Here is a 15,383-nt window from a genome sequence, read left to right on the forward strand (position 1 = left end):
CACGGAGGAAATATGATCGATATAACACCAGACATTTGTGATCAATTTGAAGATCAAGTTACCTTACTTAGCTTACCATTGCAGAACTTTGGTCAACGCAGTGCTTTTCACGGTGAAATAGTGACAGTGCGCTGTTATCAAGATAACTCAAAAGTACGTGAAGTTTTGGAGCAGGATGGGACAGGTAAAGTCTTGATTGTCGATGGTCACGGTTCTTGTCAAAAAGCACTATTAGGCGATCAACTCGCGATACTCGGTATAGAGAATGGTTGGGAAGGTATTATTGTATACGGTGCGGTTCGCGATGTAGCGCAAATGTCGCAAATGGACATTGGTATACAGGCTCTAGGTACATGTCCGTTTAAAACAGAGAAGCGCGGCATGGGAGAAGTCAACGTAACGTTAACGATGAATAATCAAATTGTTCAACCGAAACACTACGTTTATGCGGATTGGAACGGCGTGTTGATATCTAGACAAAGGCTCGAAATTTAGAAGCGAAACCCTAATCCTACCTCAATGCCTTGTTGCCAGTCTTGGTAATCAACAGTAGCGTGAAGATCCAGTTTATCGGTGATCTTCATTCGACTTGATACTTCGGCAGCAAGGCCACTTTCTTCTTCATTCACTCTCTCATCCGATTCATTTCTAAATGATCGTACTGTGCTTTTAACCGTGATTCGATCGTTAAAATGATAACTTACACCGCTTAAAAATCCACTTTGATTGTTGGTAGGTGAGTTATTGACACGCGCACCCACGTAAAGATCAACAGAATCAAGAAGTTCGTAGGAATAGCCGCCATCGATATTCCATACGTCAAAACTATCGTTCTGATAACTCTCACTAGAAATAAATAATTTGTGTGGAGAAGGGGATACCTGTCCAGGAAGAGGAGGAAGATCGGTCGCTAGACAAACGCCAGGCACAAAGAAAAGAAACAGAAAAAGCCATTTTTTCATGTTCACCACTCCTTGTGTGCATTGTTTTTATCATTGCTTTTTTATCTAAAAGCTTTCCACTATTAAAGCATATAGTAAGCAAGTTAGCTTATTTATTTTATCAATAATTCATACCTATGAATACCGATCACAGTTACAAAGTTGCAACCTGTTGATCGTAATGTCTCGTAGTGTGATCTTGCCCGTAAGCATACGTTCAGAGTGCTCAATACGACCTCAATTCAACAGGGTAACTAGGTTGATCGTATTGATTGCGAGAGTTGCTCTCGTTTGTCACCGTCGATAATGGCGCTTTTTATACCTCACTCGAATTTCAAATTGTAGCCGCTCGTCACCTATGTCGCTTTGTCAGCACTAAGTATTTGAGTCGGGTTATGTACGTGAATTTTTGTTTAATTATCAGTGAGATTGAATAGCATGAATCTCTGGAAGACCGGAAAACAAACATTTTTTTGTTGACTATGAATCAGAAACTCGGTAAACGTAGAGGTAAGCAAACACAATCAGCAGTAAAGATATATTTATGTCATTAAACAGCCTCGTTATCACCACCATTATTATTACCGACATTACACATGTTGGGGCAGGCTGCTGAGCGAAAAGAAATTCACGAAAAAGGCCTGTATCCAACAAGATACAGGCCTTTTTTTATGCTTTTAAATACAGAATTTAGACAGGTTTAAGAAATACCGGAGGAAGGGATGCGAGTATTGAAATTTGGCGGCTCATCATTGGCTGATGCAGATCGCTTTTTAAGAGCGGCAGATATCATTGCCAATAACGCTCAACAAGAAGAAGTGGCCGTGGTGCTCTCTGCACCAGGTAAAACAACCAATAAGCTAGTTGCCGTAATTGAAGGCGCTTTGCGTAATGGTGAAGCAGAGTTGCAAATCAATGAGCTGGAAGAGTCGTTTAAAACGCTGTTAGCCGAGATTCAATCTGTTTTGCCAGGTGTGGATGGTACCGCCTACGATAACCAAGTTAAAACCTCGCTTTCTCAATTACGTCAGTATGTGCATGGTATCGGACTGCTTGGTATGTGCCCAAACAACGTTAACGCACGTATTATCAGCAAAGGTGAACGTGTATCGATTCAACTGATGAAAGCCGTCCTTGAAGCAAAAGATCAGCAAGCGAGCCTCATCGATCCCGTTGAATACCTCTATGCACAAGGCGATCACCTTGAAGCGATGGTCGATGTGGATATTTCAACACAAAACTTCCGTCAGAGACCGCTTCCTCAAGGTCATGTCAACATTATGCCTGGCTTTACTGCTGGCAACGAAAAAGGCGAGCTGGTTACTTTAGGTCGCAACGGTTCTGATTACTCGGCAGCGGTATTAGCCGCATGTCTGCGCGCAGATTGCTGCGAGATTTGGACTGACGTGGATGGCGTATACAACTGTGACCCTCGTTTGGTTGAAGATGCCCGTTTGCTGAAGTCACTCAGTTATCAAGAAGCCATGGAGTTGTCTTACTTCGGTGCTTCTGTTCTTCATCCCAAAACCATTGCACCTATTGCGCAATTCCATATCCCATGCTTAATCAAAAACAGCTTCAACCCTCAAGGTGCTGGTACGCTTATTGGTCAAGATACGGGTGAAGACAATCTGGCGATCAAAGGTATTACGACACTGAATGATCTCACTATGGTCAATGTCTCTGGTCCGGGTATGAAAGGCATGGTCGGGATGGCAAGCCGAGTGTTCGGTGCCATGTCTTCGGCTGGCGTGTCTATCGTGTTGATTACTCAATCTTCTTCTGAATACAGCATCAGTTTCTGTATTGAAGCTCAAGATAAAGCGAAAGCGCAGCAGACATTGGCTGAGTCGTTTGAACTGGAATTGAAAGATGGTTTGTTAGAGCCGGTTGAGTTCATGGATAACGTTGCTATCGTGACGTTAGTCGGTGATGGCATGCGTACTTCACGTGGTGTGGCTTCACGCTTCTTCTCATCTCTGGCGGAAGTGAACGTGAATATTGTGGCGATTGCGCAAGGTTCCTCTGAACGAGCCATTTCCGCTGTTATCCCAGAAGATAAGATCTCTGAGGCGATCAAAGCGTGTCATATGAACCTGTTCAACTCGAAACACTTCCTCGACGTATTCGTTGTCGGTGTCGGTGGCGTTGGTGGTGAGCTGGTGGATCAGATTGAGCGTCAACAAGCGAAACTGGCCGAGAAAGGCATTATTATTCGCGTTTGTGGCTTGGCGAACAGCAAAGGCTTACTGCTCGATAGTGAAGGGTTACCGCTGGAACATTGGCGTGATCGCATGTCTGCAACAACAGAAGAATTTAGCCTAGCTCGCTTGATTGCTTTGGTGCAACGCAACCACATCATCAACCCTGTTTTGGTCGATTGTACGTCTAGTGAAGATATCGCGAATCAATATGCAGATTTCCTCGCGGCTGGTTTCCACGTTGTTACACCGAACAAGAAAGCCAATACTGCCAGTATGGCGTACTACCATCAGCTTCGTGATGTGGCGCGTAACTCACGCCGTAAATTAATGTACGAGACAACAGTAGGTGCGGGTCTTCCAGTTATCGAGAACCTGCAAAACCTGATTTCAGCAGGTGACGAGCTGGAACGATTTACCGGTATTTTGTCAGGATCATTGTCGTATATCTTCGGTAAATTAGATGAAGGCATGAGCCTAAGTGACGCAACCAATATTGCGAAACAAAATGGCTTTACTGAGCCAGATCCACGTGATGACCTATCAGGAATGGACGTTGCCCGTAAGCTACTCATTTTAGCTCGTGAAGCGGGAATGTCACTGGAGCTTGAAGACGTTGTTGTCGATCAAGCACTGCCACCTGGTTTTGATGACTCAGGCAGTGTTGATGAGTTTATGGCACGTCTACCAGAAGCCGATGCGTACTTTAAAGATCTTGTTGCAAAAGCTGCGGAAGAAGGCAAAGTTTTGCGTTACGTCGGTGAGATCATCGAGGGTAAATGTAAGGTGAGCATGGTCGCCGTGGATGAAAATGATCCAATGTTCAAAATCAAAGATGGTGAGAATGCACTGGCGTTTTACAGCCGTTACTATCAGCCAATTCCATTGGTTCTGCGTGGTTACGGTGCAGGTACTGAAGTGACCGCCGCGGGCGTATTTTCAGATGTGATGCGAACTTTAGGTTGGAAACTAGGGGTATAACGGAATGAGTTCAAGTGATATGAGTGTGGTAGTGTATGCCCCAGCATCAATTGGTAATGTTAGCGTCGGATTTGATGTTCTGGGGGCTGCTGTCTCTCCTATTGATGGCACGTTGTTGGGTGATCGAGTACAAGTAAAATCTGGCTCTGAACCATTCAGTTTAAATACAGCAGGTAACTTTGTCTCGAAGTTACCTACAGAGCCAAAAGAGAATATCGTTTACGATTGTTGGGTGGTGTTTGCTCGTGAGCTAGATAAAAAAGGTGTTGAGCTTAAACCTCTGGAAATGACGCTAGAAAAGAATATGCCAATTGGATCGGGTCTTGGGTCTAGTGCTTGTTCAATTGTCGCTGCGTTAGACGCGTTGAACCGCTTTCATGGTCAACCGCTAAATGAAACCGAGTTATTAGCCCTCATGGGCGAAATGGAAGGCAAGATTTCTGGCGGTATCCATTATGACAACGTGGCGCCTTGTTATTTAGGTGGCGTTCAGCTGATGCTTGAAGAGCTTGGTATTATTAGTCAGGAAGTACCATGCTTTGATGACTGGTACTGGGTGATGGCTTACCCTGGTATTAAAGTCTCCACTGCCGAGGCACGAGAGATCCTACCATCTCAATACCGTCGACAAGATATTATTGCTCATGGTCGCCACCTTGCAGGCTTTATTCACGCGTGTCACTCTGGTCAGCCAGAACTTGCTGCGAAAATGATCAAAGACGTGATCGCAGAACCGTATCGTGAGAAACTGCTACCAGGCTTTGCCAATGCGCGTCAATACGCTGCATCTGCAGGTGCATTAGCAACTGGCATTTCTGGCAGTGGTCCGACACTGTTCAGTGTATGCAAAGAAAAAGATGTCGCTGAAAGAGTCGCTCGTTGGCTTGAACAAAATTACGTACAAAATGAAGAAGGATTCGTCCACGTTTGTCGACTGGACAAGCAAGGTTCGATTGTTACAGGAAGTGAGCTATGAAGCTTTACAATATAAAAGAAAATGATGAACAAGTATCTTTTGGCCAAGCCGTTCGCCAGGGATTAGGTCGTAATCAAGGCCTGTTTTTTCCATCGGAATTACCAAAATTTGATGATATTGATGCGCTGCTTGAAGAAGACTTTGTCTCTCGTAGCACCAAAATTCTGTCTGCATTGATTGGCGATGAGCTAGCAGAGGATCAAGTGAACGCTATGGTTGATGCGGCTTTTCAGTTCCCAGCCCCTATCAAACAAGTCAAAGATGGTGTGTATGCGCTAGAGCTTTTCCATGGCCCAACCTTAGCATTTAAAGACTTTGGTGGCCGCTTTATGGCTCAGTCACTGGCAGCGGTATCAGACGGCGGTAAGATCACCATTCTTACTGCTACGTCTGGTGATACTGGCGCGGCCGTTGCCCATGCCTTCTACGGCATGGAAAACATCAATGTCGTGATTCTTTACCCGAAAGGCAAGATCAGCCCGCTGCAAGAAAAGCTTTTCTGTACCCTCGGTAAGAACATTCACACTGTCGCGATCGATGGCGACTTCGATGCTTGTCAGGCACTGGTAAAGCAAGCGTTTGATGATGCGGAATTGCGTGAAGAAATCGGTCTTAACTCCGCTAACTCGATCAACATCAGTCGCTTAATGGCGCAGATCTGCTACTACTTTGAAGCGGCTGCACAGATGAGCAAAGCTGAGCGAGAAAATCTCGTTATCTCTGTACCAAGTGGTAACTTTGGTAACTTAACGGCAGGTCTGCTGGCAAAAGCGCTTGGTTTGCCTATTAAGCGTTTTATCGCTGCAACTAATGCAAACGATACTGTACCGCGCTACTTGGAAACAGGGCAGTGGGATCCAAAACCAACTGTTGCAACCACGTCTAACGCAATGGATGTGAGCCAACCAAATAACTGGCCACGTATTGAAGAGCTATGTCGCGTCAAAGAGTGGGGCTTGGAAACGCTCGGCAAGGGTGCGGTATCTGATCAGCAAAGTGCAGAGTCCGTAAAAGAGCTTAATTCACTGGGGTACTTATGTGAGCCACACGGTGCGATTGCTTACCGTGTTTTGGATGAGCAACTTCAGGCTGGAGAAACTGGTCTGTTCTTATGTACAGCCCACCCTGCGAAGTTTAAAGAAGTTGTGGATGAGATCCTGGACTCAGATATTGAATTGCCTGCACCATTGGCGAAGCATGCTGTGATGGAATTGCTGTCTGAAGACTTAGATGCGAACTTTGATGCTCTGAAAGCCGTGTTACGTCGAGTGCAATAAGCCGAAACATAACAAAGTAATAAAGCAAAGGTGGAGTTAATCTCCACCTTTTTAATTTTGCTATAGCATACAAAAACGGCGCTCCATGAGCGCCGTTTCTTAATCTACCGTCGGTTCTCTATTATAGAGATTCAGTAAATGTACGAGCGATTACATCACGTTGTTGCTCTGGAGTTAGCGAGTTGAAGCGAACAGCATAACCAGAAACACGAATGGTTAGCTGAGGGTATTTCTCAGGGTTTGCCACTGCGTCTTCAAGAGTTTCACGTTTAAGAACGTTCACGTTTAGGTGTTGACCACCTTCAATCTTAGGTGCTGTTTCGATAGCAACTTCACGCGACTCGTAGTCACCTAGATCGCTGATTGCGATAACTTGATCTGCTTCAAAGCCAGCTGTTGCAGCAACACAACGCGCTTCGTTTTTTTCGTTGTCGAGTAGCCAGATTGAGTTTAGTAGTTCGTCATTGGCTGCTTTTGTAATTTGGATACCTTGGATCATCACTATCTCCTAGTCCACATTTGTGGAGTTTTATGGTGTTAATTTTCAAATTTCTTATTGAGCTGAGTATTATATAGCTAATAACCACTATTTTGATATTGATTTAGGTCAAAAAACAACGAAAAACATTATTTTTTATGAGGTTGTTTTGTTGAGTTAAATCAATAAAGTGTTTAAAAACATAGTTTTTAAATTTATTTTAATTAATTTAAAAAATAGTTAAATCTGCAATTTGTAGTAATTTTACTACAAATTGCAGTTCGAGAACTAACCAGTAATGGGTAACTACTTGTATTTAGGCCCCTATACTGAAAGTCAAAAGTGATTAAATAACAAACATGAAAAACACGTTTGGAAATAAGTTTATCGGTGCCCACGTTTCTGCTGCTGGAGGCGTGGATCAAGCGCCTTTGCGAGCGCGTGAAATTGGTGCCAATGCATTCGCGCTGTTTACCAAAAACCAGCGACAGTGGGCAGCCAAGCCGTTAGAACAGCAAACCATCAATGCATTCAAAGCAAATTGCAAGATGTTGGGTTTTGGTCCTGATCGTATCCTTCCTCATGACTCGTATCTGATTAACTTAGGTGCACCAGAAGAAGAGAAACTCAACAAATCACGTGCAGCCTTCATTGATGAGATGGTGCGTTGCAACCAACTTGGCCTGACTCTACTCAACTTTCATCCCGGTAGCCATCTTAAGAAGATCTCTGAACAACAGTGTCTTGCCACGATTGCCGAATCTATTAACTTAGCCCATAAAGCGGTGCCTAATGTGATCGCCGTGATAGAGAACACTGCTGGGCAAGGCTCGAATCTAGGATGGCGGTTTGAACATCTCGCAGCGATCATTGAACAGGTTGAAGACAAGCAACGTGTTGGCGTCTGCCTTGATACGTGTCATACGTTTGCTGCTGGTTATGACCTCAGAACAAAAGAGGAATGTGAACGCACATTTGCGGAGTTTGATCGTATTGTCGGTATGCACTATTTGAGGGCAATGCATCTAAATGATTCAAAAGTCGAACTTTCAAGCCGAGTCGATCGCCATCATTCATTAGGTAAAGGTGAGATCGGTTGGGATTGTTTTGAGTATATTGCGAAAGATCCCCGTTTTGATTCTATTCCATTGATTTTAGAAACAATAAATCCAGACATATGGCCTGACGAAATCAATGCATTGTGCTCTTTTCATCGTGAAGCCATAAACAGGACGGACTAAGTGCAAAGTTGGCATCTTTCTTTCTAGGGAGAATCAGTTCCCTAGAAACAAGGATGTCATTATGTCTCGAGCACTATCAGTTGTTGCCTTTTCTTCCGCTAGACGCGCTGTACGCCTACCAGCTCCTAACCGTCATATTCATGGCCATGGGCATTTTCGAACGCCGCAGAAACACTGATTGAACTGTCTTATGAAAATGTTTGTTGTTTAACAAGATGTTCACTTCGTGACAAGATGCTCTTTAGCCTTGGCGTTCGCTGGGAATAAAGGGATCAGTATCTGAATGTTAGGGAAGGTTTTGTCTGTTTGAGTTTGGATGGTTAGAATAGATTCAAATTTTACTACAGGTACTTTTCATGAATTTGTTACCAACCTGGCATGATGTGATTGGCGAAGAGAAAAAGCAAAGTTACTTTGTTGATACATTGAATTTCGTTGAAGCAGAGCGTGCAGCAGGGAAAGCGATTTACCCTGCAGCAAAAGACGTATTCAATGCGTTCCGTTTCACTGAGTTCAAGGACGTGAAAGTCGTGATATTGGGACAAGATCCCTACCATGGCCCAAATCAGGCTCACGGGTTATGTTTCTCTGTATTACCGGGAGTTAAAACACCGCCGTCTTTAGCGAATATGTATAAAGAACTTGCTCAGGATATTGGCGGGTTTCAAATACCTCAACATGGATTCTTGCAGAGTTGGGCAGAGCAGGGCGTACTCTTGTTGAACACCGTTTTGACGGTTGAACAAGGCAAAGCTCATTCCCATGCTAAAACTGGCTGGGAAACATTCACTGATAAGGTTATTGAAGCAATAAGTTTGCATCAGCAAGGCGTAGTGTTCTTACTTTGGGGCGCTCATGCACAGAAGAAGGGGAGGTTTATTGATCGCTCTAAGCATCATGTGCTGTCTTCGCCACATCCATCCCCTTTGTCGGCTCACCGCGGCTTTTTCGGCTGCAAGCATTTCTCTCAAGCAAATCAATTGCTCACTTCGCAAGGGAAGTCACCCATTAATTGGCATTTGCCGTCTATGGTATAAAGCAGACAGTAACGTTTCTTTTTCTCGATCGCTGTTTTTTTGAGCGTGCTCAATCTGAAAATGCGTTTCTCATGTACACTTATTAAAAGAAGGTGTTAAGGAGAGACGCTATGATGATCGAAAGAATCCGACGCGAACACGGCTATATGGTTCGTTTGTTGGCGATATTGCGCCACAAGCTTAATGAAATAAAACGCGAACAACCGATTAACTACGCACTCGTTGGTGAGATTGTCGACTACCTTGCGAATCATTCGGAAAAAGTGCATCACCCGAAAGAAGACATTCTCTATCACCATTTCCTAAAGCAGTACGGAAAGCAACAACATATAGAGAACCTTGAGAAAGAGCACCAAGAGCTTGCGGTGAAAACCAAAGACTTTGCCTCGGTGATCGAAATGATTCTTCAAGATGCTGTTGTACCACAGGACATGTTTCTAGCTCATCTTGAAGATTTTATTGAGTCACAAAAAAATCACCTAGAGCTCGAGGAGCGTAAGATTTTGCCACTGATTGAAGAGTTATTTACTACCGAAGACTGGCAGTATGTTGAAAATCTATGGAGCGAAAATGAAGACGATCCAGTCTTTGGTGATACGATCGCTGATCGTTACAAACAACTGGCTGAGCGTGTTCGTCAAAACAAAACCGAGTTTGTTGACTGAGGTTTAAACAAACAAAAGGCACCTGAGAGGTGCCTTTTGTATGAATCAGAGTTTAATATCTTCTAAGTTGTAGTCATTGCAGACGTCGAGCTCTCTTAGTTCTTTAAGTAGATTGCGTCTGTCGTTCATTTCTTCAATTTCACGCCACTTTCGTTTTATAGGTTTGGCACGAGATTTGGTTGTAGAGGTCGTGTCTAGATTAAAAATGTCATCCAGTTGAAAGCCTTCCATAAGCCACCTTACCTTTCTTAGCTAAAATGCTGTCACCACTCCTTGCGGAGCCTTTTAAGTACCACAACATTCGTGAGGATAACCATGATACGTTTCGCATTTGTGTCGCTTATATGACAGTTTTGTGCAAAAACATTCCGATAATCACATTTTTTGTTCAAGGTGTTGCGTAAAAAATAAACAAACGAGCAAGTTGAGAGAATTAAATCAACAGATTTTTGATGTTAATTTGAATGATTAATTTTACAGACATAGCAAGGAGTTCGGTTGCATAAAACTGGTTTGATGAAATAGTGCTCAATAATACAGAAACAAACGCAGTGGCCACATCTAATGCCTTGTGAATACTAGCTTATGAGAGAACTTTTGCGTTGTTGAATGGTTTACGATCATAACTAGGTTTTTGTTGCTAAGTTGTAATTATAATGTTTTGATTTGTGAGGGTATGTTTTCTTGTTTATGTTACCTTTTGGTGATTTTATAGTGAAAAACAACAATGATACTCATGCTGTTGCGTATTGATTTTTGCGTCTCCTGATTGCATTATCCGCCCGTCAAAAAACACACTGGTACGTAAAATGGATGCATGAAGCGACGTTTACGATTCTAGATTGCTCATAAAAAAACGAATTCGCCTAGGACTCTTTGACACTAGGCAGGCAATTTAGTGGATGGCTTGGACGCAGAGACCGGTGCAACTCACTCTGAGGTACGCATGACAGACTTAATCAATTTAATGAATGATCTCCTGTGGGGATCTATTCTAGTTTATCTTCTGGTTGGGGTTGGGATTTACTTCACCATTAGATTGGGATTCATACAATTCCGCCATTTTGGCCATATGTTTACGGTTCTAAAGAACAGTCGCAAAGCAGACAAAGCTGGTATTTCTTCTTTCCAAGCACTTTGTACCAGTCTGGCGGCGCGTGTTGGTACAGGTAACATGGCGGGGGTGGCAGTTGCTCTTACTGCTGGTGGTCCCGGTGCGATTTTTTGGATGTGGCTGATTGCGATGCTTGGCATGGCAACGTCATTTGCAGAAAGTACATTGGCACAGTTATACAAAACCAAAGATGATGATGGTAACTACCGTGGTGGTCCTGCCTATTATATGGAAAAAGGGCTGGGCATGCGTTGGATGGGCGTTCTGTTCTCCGTATTCCTTATCATCGCTTTTGGTTTGGTATTTAACGCCGTACAAGCAAACTCAATAGCGAATGCAATGAGTGCAGCTTTTGGGTGGAATAATCATTACGTTGGCATTGCAGTTGTTGTTTTGTCCGCTGTTGTTATTTTTGGTGGTATTAAACGTATCGCAAAAGTGGCTGAGATGATTGTTCCTGTAATGGCGCTGTTATACTTGGCGCTGGCGCTAGTTGTTATGTTTGCCAACATTGAAAAGTTACCTGCGGTATTGGCACTTATCTTTAAGAGTGCATTTGGTCTGCAAGAAGCGGCTGCTGGTGGCTTAGGCTACGCGATTGCTCAAGCCATGATCAATGGTGTCAAACGTGGTTTGTTCTCAAACGAAGCTGGTATGGGTTCTGCGCCTAACGCGGCAGCGTCTGCAACCCCATACCCACCGCACCCAGCCTCTCAGGGTTATGTACAGATGCTTGGTGTGTTTATGGATACCATCGTTATCTGTTCTTCTACCGTGGCGATTATCCTCATGTCTGGAGAGTATGTCGGCCAAGCAACTGAAATTACCGGGATTGAGTTGACTCAACGAGCGTTAAGCTCACAAGTCGGTGAGTGGGGCAGCATTTTTGTTGCAGTTGCGATATTCTTCTTCGCATTTACGTCGATCATCGCAAACTACTCATACGCGGAAACGAACTTGATTTTCTTGGAGCATAACCATAAAGCAGGGGTGAAGCTTTTCCGTTTAGTGTTCCTGGGTATGGTCATGTTCGGTGCACTGGCATCGCTACCAGTCGTGTGGTCATTGGCGGATGTTTCAATGGGACTTATGGCCATTGTAAACTTAGTGGCGATCATTCTACTGTCTGGTATCGTTATCAAGCTTGCAAAAGATTACAACCGTCAATTGGATGAAGGCAAAGTCCCGACCTTTGATGTGAACGACTTTCCTGAACTTAAGTCACAGCTAGAAGAAGGCATTTGGGACACTCCTAAAAAAGGCTGAGTGCGTTTATTACTGACTGATTGTTGAAAGCTATTAGCCCGATTTGTAAAGCCATGCAGACATTGCATGGCTTTTTTTGTACTCTAGTAAAAAACAGAATTAGGGAAGTAAAAGTCATGCTTATCGTAGTTTCTCCTGCTAAGACACTTGATTATGAGTCTCCTCTAGCGACAGAAAAATTTACTCAGCCTGAGCTCGTTGATTATTCAAAAGAGCTGATAGATGTTTGTCGTAAATTGACACCCGCAGATGTGGCGTCGTTGATGAAGGTGAGTGACAAAATTGCAGATTTAAACGTCGGTCGGTTCCAAGAATGGAGCGAGACATTTACCACTGCTAACTCTCGTCAGGCATTGTTAGCATTTAAAGGCGATGTTTATACCGGGCTAGAAGCTGAAACGTTTTCGGAAGCGGATTTTGACTATGCTCAGGACCACTTGAGAATGTTGTCGGGGTTGTACGGTCTGTTGAAACCTTTAGATCTGATGCAGCCTTATCGTCTAGAAATGGGAACGAAGCTTGCTACGGATAAAGGCAACAATCTTTATCAGTTTTGGGGGAATGTGATTACCGATAAGCTTAATGAGGCGATTGCGGCACAGGGCGACAATGTTCTCATTAATTTGGCTTCCAATGAGTACTTTAAAGCGGTAAAACCAAAGAACTTAGATGCTCAGGTGATCACACCAATTTTTAAAGACTGTAAAAACGGGCAGTACAAAGTGATCAGCTTTTATGCGAAGAAAGCACGCGGCATGATGGCGCGCTACATCATTGAAAACCGTATCGAAAGCGTGGCTGATTTGACCAAGTTTGATACGGCGGGTTACTACTTTGTCGAAGATGAATCAACGCCAACGGAGTTAGTGTTTAAGCGTGAAGAGCAAAATTGATCACACGGTTTCAGGTAGTAAAAAAGGGTTGGCATTGCCAACCCTTTTTTGCGTCAGTAAGTCAGTGACTTACGTTTGTACGTTAGTCACTCTGAAGATTACTTTTTAGTTACTTTCTTTTTCGCTGTTTTCTTCTTGTCTTCTTTTTTCTTTTTCTTCTTAAATACAGGCTTTTTGTGCTTTGGTCGCATTTCTTTGATAAAACGTTCTTTGATATCTTCTTTGACGTAACGTGCAACGCGGTCCATCATCGGTTGATCGTGCGCTTCGACGATTGAAATAGCGTTACCTTTTTTACCTGCACGAGCGGTACGGCCGATTCGGTGTAAGTAAACATCTGCTGTGCGCGGTAAATCGTAGTTAATTACGTGAGAGACATCAGGAAGGTCGATACCACGCGCGGCTACGTCGGTTGCAAGTAGTACATTTACACTGCCATCACGGAAACGTGAAATCGCGTTGTTACGACGATCTTGTGGCATTTCACCTTGAATCCACGAGCAAGGGATTTGCGCACTTTCAAGTTGACTGCGCAGTTCCGCCAGACGCTCACGTGTTTTCAAAAAAACGATCGTGCGCTCAGCTTGTTGGGTAATGATGTGTTTTAGGAGTGCCAACTTGTGCTCGGCGTCATCAGCACGGTGGTACCACTGGGCTATTTTCTTACGCTCACGCAGTGGAGACTTAGCATCAATTTCTGCGGGATTGTTTAACAGATCCGCAGTGAAACCTTCGACACCTCTACCTTCTAGCGTCGCTGAAAATAGCAGGGTCTGTTTACGCCAGCGGCACTCGTTAGACAGACGGTCAACCGTCGGCGCAAAGCCCATATCCAGCATGCGATCCGCTTCATCTAAAATTAACCATTCAATGGCACGACAGTCAAAGCGCTCCGCATCAATGTACTCTTTCAAACGTCCCGGTGTTGCAACAACGATGTCTTGCGTTGTGGAAAGAATGTCGGCGTGCTCTTGGTATTGAACGCCACCCGTGATGGTGAAGATGTTCAACTTCGTGTTTTTGGCGAGCGCCCGTGCTTGGTCTGCAACCTGCATCGCGAGTTCGCGTGTTGGCGTTAAGATCAAAACACGTGCTGGCCCTGGCTTACGGCGCGGAAAATCTTGTAAGTATTGCAAAGCAGGCAGTACGAATGCTGCTGTCTTACCCGTTCCTGTTGGTGCAGAGGCAAGAACGTCTCGACCATCCAATGCTTGTGGGATCGCTTCCGCCTGAACGTTTGTTGGGCGAGAAAAGCCCATATCTTCAATGGCATCGAGTAAGTTTGGGTCTAGATCAAGTTCAGCAAAGGTTCTGATCACAATGAGTTCTCCACAAGCAAGGCTTGGTTAATGGTTCGCCGCAACAGCATAGAATACGAAAAGGTTGAACATTATAAAGTATTGGTGACAAGGATCACATGTTATTTCACATCTTAAGATAAAACGCCCGAGTTAACCGGATAAAGTCGTCACTATAACCGGAAGAAGAGTGAATGAGCATGTGTGTTTCCTGCGTATCGTTGGGCTGCTTGGTTAATTCAATCAACAAACGGTGGACGGGTTTTCGCTCAGAGGGTTGCACGCGGCAGAGTCGCCCTAAATACCAGCCTTGGTTTAACGCAATATCAATAAACTGCGTACCTTCTGTCACGGGGAGAACAAAACTCGCGGTGCCATCTTTTTCCAGCAAATGAAAGCAGCATTGCAACAATTGATCGTGACGTAGAGAGTCTGTGTGCCTTGCCGTCGCTCTTTGGCTCTGTTTTGATTGCTCACCACTATTAAAATAGGGCGGATTACAAATGATTCGTTGGAATAGACGAGATGGCGTAAAGTGCAAAACATCGGAGTGTAAAACCGTCAGCCTGTCCGACCATGGGGATTGAGCAACGTTTTTAGTCGCAGCCTGGATTGCCGAACATTCGATGTCTAACGCGGTTATTTGGGCATGTTTGAAACGTTGAGCACACATCAATGCTAATAAACCAGTCCCCGTTCCAATGTCTAGTATGTCAGCCTCCTGAGAGCATTGAATCCAAGCACCCAGCATCACACCATCTGTGCTGACTGGCATACCACTCTCACCGCCTTCGATAAAAAACTGCTTAAACTTGAAACTTTTCGTTTTGAATGTGTCGCTTTTCATGATGTTTTGTATGTGCTCTAAATTTCAGTTACTTTATCTAATGTTTATTTTTTGTGTAGATTGTTATTTTGTTGGTTATGAATTCGTATACTAAATTGATCAGAGTTTAAAACTAGTTTTTTATTGATTCTTTGGTTTTATTCACTGTCTTATCGTTTTTACTTTGAA

At 43.9% G+C, this 15,383-nt stretch carries 14 protein-coding genes and 1 other annotated feature; of the genes, 9 read left to right on the plus strand and 5 right to left on the minus strand.

What is annotated here, in order from left to right; genetic code table 11:
- Positions 1-12: 12 nt before the first annotated feature.
- Positions 13-495 (plus strand): putative 4-hydroxy-4-methyl-2-oxoglutarate aldolase, encoded by a 483-nt coding sequence (locus ONE56_RS02160; protein WP_331438087.1) that lies wholly within the window; start codon positions 13-15, stop codon positions 493-495.
- Here ONE56_RS02160 and ONE56_RS02165 read toward each other — a convergent pair.
- Complete coding sequence (locus ONE56_RS02165) at positions 492-962, minus strand: ribonuclease regulator (RefSeq protein ID WP_331438086.1); 471 nt, start codon at positions 960-962, stop codon at positions 492-494. The genes ONE56_RS02160 and ONE56_RS02165 overlap by 4 nt on opposite strands.
- A 533-nt stretch (positions 963-1,495) precedes the next feature.
- Positions 1,496-1,613 (plus strand) — a sequence feature (Thr leader region).
- 50 nt (positions 1,614-1,663) lie between these two features.
- Between ONE56_RS02165 and thrA the strand changes: the two genes are divergently transcribed.
- From thrA to thrC, 3 genes are read left to right on the plus strand one after another with little or no spacing between them, the layout of a single operon-like run.
- On the plus strand, positions 1,664-4,123 hold the full coding sequence (gene thrA, locus ONE56_RS02170) for a bifunctional aspartate kinase/homoserine dehydrogenase I (protein ID WP_423840180.1): 2,460 nt from the start codon (positions 1,664-1,666) through the stop codon (positions 4,121-4,123).
- Positions 4,124-4,142: 19 nt separating this feature from the next.
- A complete protein-coding gene (gene thrB / locus ONE56_RS02175) occupies positions 4,143-5,099 on the plus strand; it encodes a homoserine kinase (RefSeq protein ID WP_331438121.1) in 957 nt (318 codons plus the stop codon).
- The gene (gene thrC, locus ONE56_RS02180) at positions 5,096-6,376 is read left to right on the plus strand and encodes a threonine synthase (RefSeq protein ID WP_423840181.1); all 1,281 of its coding nucleotides are present in this window, start codon (positions 5,096-5,098) and stop codon (positions 6,374-6,376) included. Before thrB ends, thrC begins: the two co-directional genes overlap by 4 nt.
- Positions 6,377-6,497: 121 nt before the next feature.
- On the opposite strand, the gene grcA is transcribed toward thrC, so the two are convergent.
- Entirely contained in the window at positions 6,498-6,875 is a 378-nt protein-coding gene (grcA, locus tag ONE56_RS02185) for an autonomous glycyl radical cofactor GrcA (protein ID WP_041156952.1), read from the minus strand.
- Positions 6,876-7,204: 329 nt separating this feature from the next.
- On the opposite strand from grcA, the gene nfo reads away from it, so the two are divergent.
- The 3 genes from nfo (at position 7,205) to ONE56_RS02200 (ending at position 9,797) form a co-directional block, all read left to right on the plus strand.
- Complete coding sequence (gene nfo, locus ONE56_RS02190) at positions 7,205-8,095, plus strand: deoxyribonuclease IV (protein WP_041156953.1); 891 nt, start codon at positions 7,205-7,207, stop codon at positions 8,093-8,095.
- Positions 8,096-8,451: 356 nt separating this feature from the next.
- Positions 8,452-9,132, plus strand: a complete 681-nt coding sequence (gene ung / locus ONE56_RS02195; protein ID WP_423840182.1) for a uracil-DNA glycosylase — start codon at positions 8,452-8,454, stop codon at positions 9,130-9,132.
- Positions 9,133-9,242: 110 nt separating this feature from the next.
- Positions 9,243-9,797 carry a hemerythrin domain-containing protein gene (locus ONE56_RS02200; protein ID WP_041156955.1) on the plus strand — a complete coding sequence of 185 codons (555 nt, stop codon included), beginning with the start codon at positions 9,243-9,245 and terminating at the stop codon, positions 9,795-9,797.
- Positions 9,798-9,842: 45 nt separating this feature from the next.
- On the opposite strand, the gene ONE56_RS02205 is transcribed toward ONE56_RS02200, so the two are convergent.
- A complete protein-coding gene (locus ONE56_RS02205; protein ID WP_041156956.1) occupies positions 9,843-10,028 on the minus strand; it encodes a DUF3545 family protein in 186 nt (61 codons plus the stop codon).
- A 715-nt stretch (positions 10,029-10,743) separates the two neighbouring features.
- On the opposite strand from ONE56_RS02205, the gene ONE56_RS02210 reads away from it, so the two are divergent.
- Both ONE56_RS02210 and yaaA read left to right on the plus strand, forming a co-directional pair.
- Positions 10,744-12,177: an alanine/glycine:cation symporter family protein gene (locus ONE56_RS02210; protein ID WP_041157010.1), complete on the plus strand. Its 1,434-nt coding sequence runs from the start codon at positions 10,744-10,746 to the stop codon at positions 12,175-12,177.
- 116 nt (positions 12,178-12,293) lie between these two features.
- On the plus strand, positions 12,294-13,070 hold the full coding sequence (gene yaaA / locus ONE56_RS02215; RefSeq protein WP_331438083.1) for a peroxide stress protein YaaA: 777 nt from the start codon (positions 12,294-12,296) through the stop codon (positions 13,068-13,070).
- Positions 13,071-13,168: 98 nt separating this feature from the next.
- Here yaaA and srmB read toward each other — a convergent pair whose 3' ends face one another.
- Entirely contained in the window at positions 13,169-14,389 is a 1,221-nt protein-coding gene (gene srmB / locus ONE56_RS02220; RefSeq protein WP_041156958.1) for an ATP-dependent RNA helicase SrmB, read from the minus strand.
- 106 nt (positions 14,390-14,495) lie between these two features.
- Complete coding sequence (locus tag ONE56_RS02225; RefSeq protein ID WP_041156959.1) at positions 14,496-15,215, minus strand: tRNA1(Val) (adenine(37)-N6)-methyltransferase; 720 nt, start codon at positions 15,213-15,215, stop codon at positions 14,496-14,498.
- Positions 15,216-15,383: the final 168 nt, after the last annotated feature.

This window comes from Vibrio mytili (assembly GCF_049563345.1).
GTDB classification, from domain to species: domain Bacteria; phylum Pseudomonadota; class Gammaproteobacteria; order Enterobacterales; family Vibrionaceae; genus Vibrio; species Vibrio mytili.

Bases quoted from the DNA above. Each gene is read 5' to 3' on its own strand.
- ONE56_RS02160 (WP_331438087.1), top strand. From the start codon at position 13: ATGATCGATATAACACCAGACATTTGTGATCAATTTGAAGATCAAGTT.
- ONE56_RS02165 (WP_331438086.1), bottom strand. From the start codon at position 962: ATGAAAAAATGGCTTTTTCTGTTTCTTTTCTTTGTGCCTGGCGTTTGT.
- thrA (WP_423840180.1), top strand. From the start codon at position 1,664: ATGCGAGTATTGAAATTTGGCGGCTCATCATTGGCTGATGCAGATCGC.
- thrB (WP_331438121.1), top strand. From the start codon at position 4,143: ATGAGTGTGGTAGTGTATGCCCCAGCATCAATTGGTAATGTTAGCGTC.
- thrC (WP_423840181.1), top strand. From the start codon at position 5,096: ATGAAGCTTTACAATATAAAAGAAAATGATGAACAAGTATCTTTTGGC.
- grcA (WP_041156952.1), bottom strand. From the start codon at position 6,875: ATGATCCAAGGTATCCAAATTACAAAAGCAGCCAATGACGAACTACTA.
- ung (WP_423840182.1), top strand. From the start codon at position 8,452: ATGAATTTGTTACCAACCTGGCATGATGTGATTGGCGAAGAGAAAAAG.
- ONE56_RS02200 (WP_041156955.1), top strand. From the start codon at position 9,243: ATGATGATCGAAAGAATCCGACGCGAACACGGCTATATGGTTCGTTTG.
- ONE56_RS02205 (WP_041156956.1), bottom strand. From the start codon at position 10,028: ATGGAAGGCTTTCAACTGGATGACATTTTTAATCTAGACACGACCTCT.
- ONE56_RS02210 (WP_041157010.1), top strand. From the start codon at position 10,744: ATGACAGACTTAATCAATTTAATGAATGATCTCCTGTGGGGATCTATT.
- yaaA (WP_331438083.1), top strand. From the start codon at position 12,294: ATGCTTATCGTAGTTTCTCCTGCTAAGACACTTGATTATGAGTCTCCT.
- ONE56_RS02225 (WP_041156959.1), bottom strand. From the start codon at position 15,215: ATGAAAAGCGACACATTCAAAACGAAAAGTTTCAAGTTTAAGCAGTTT.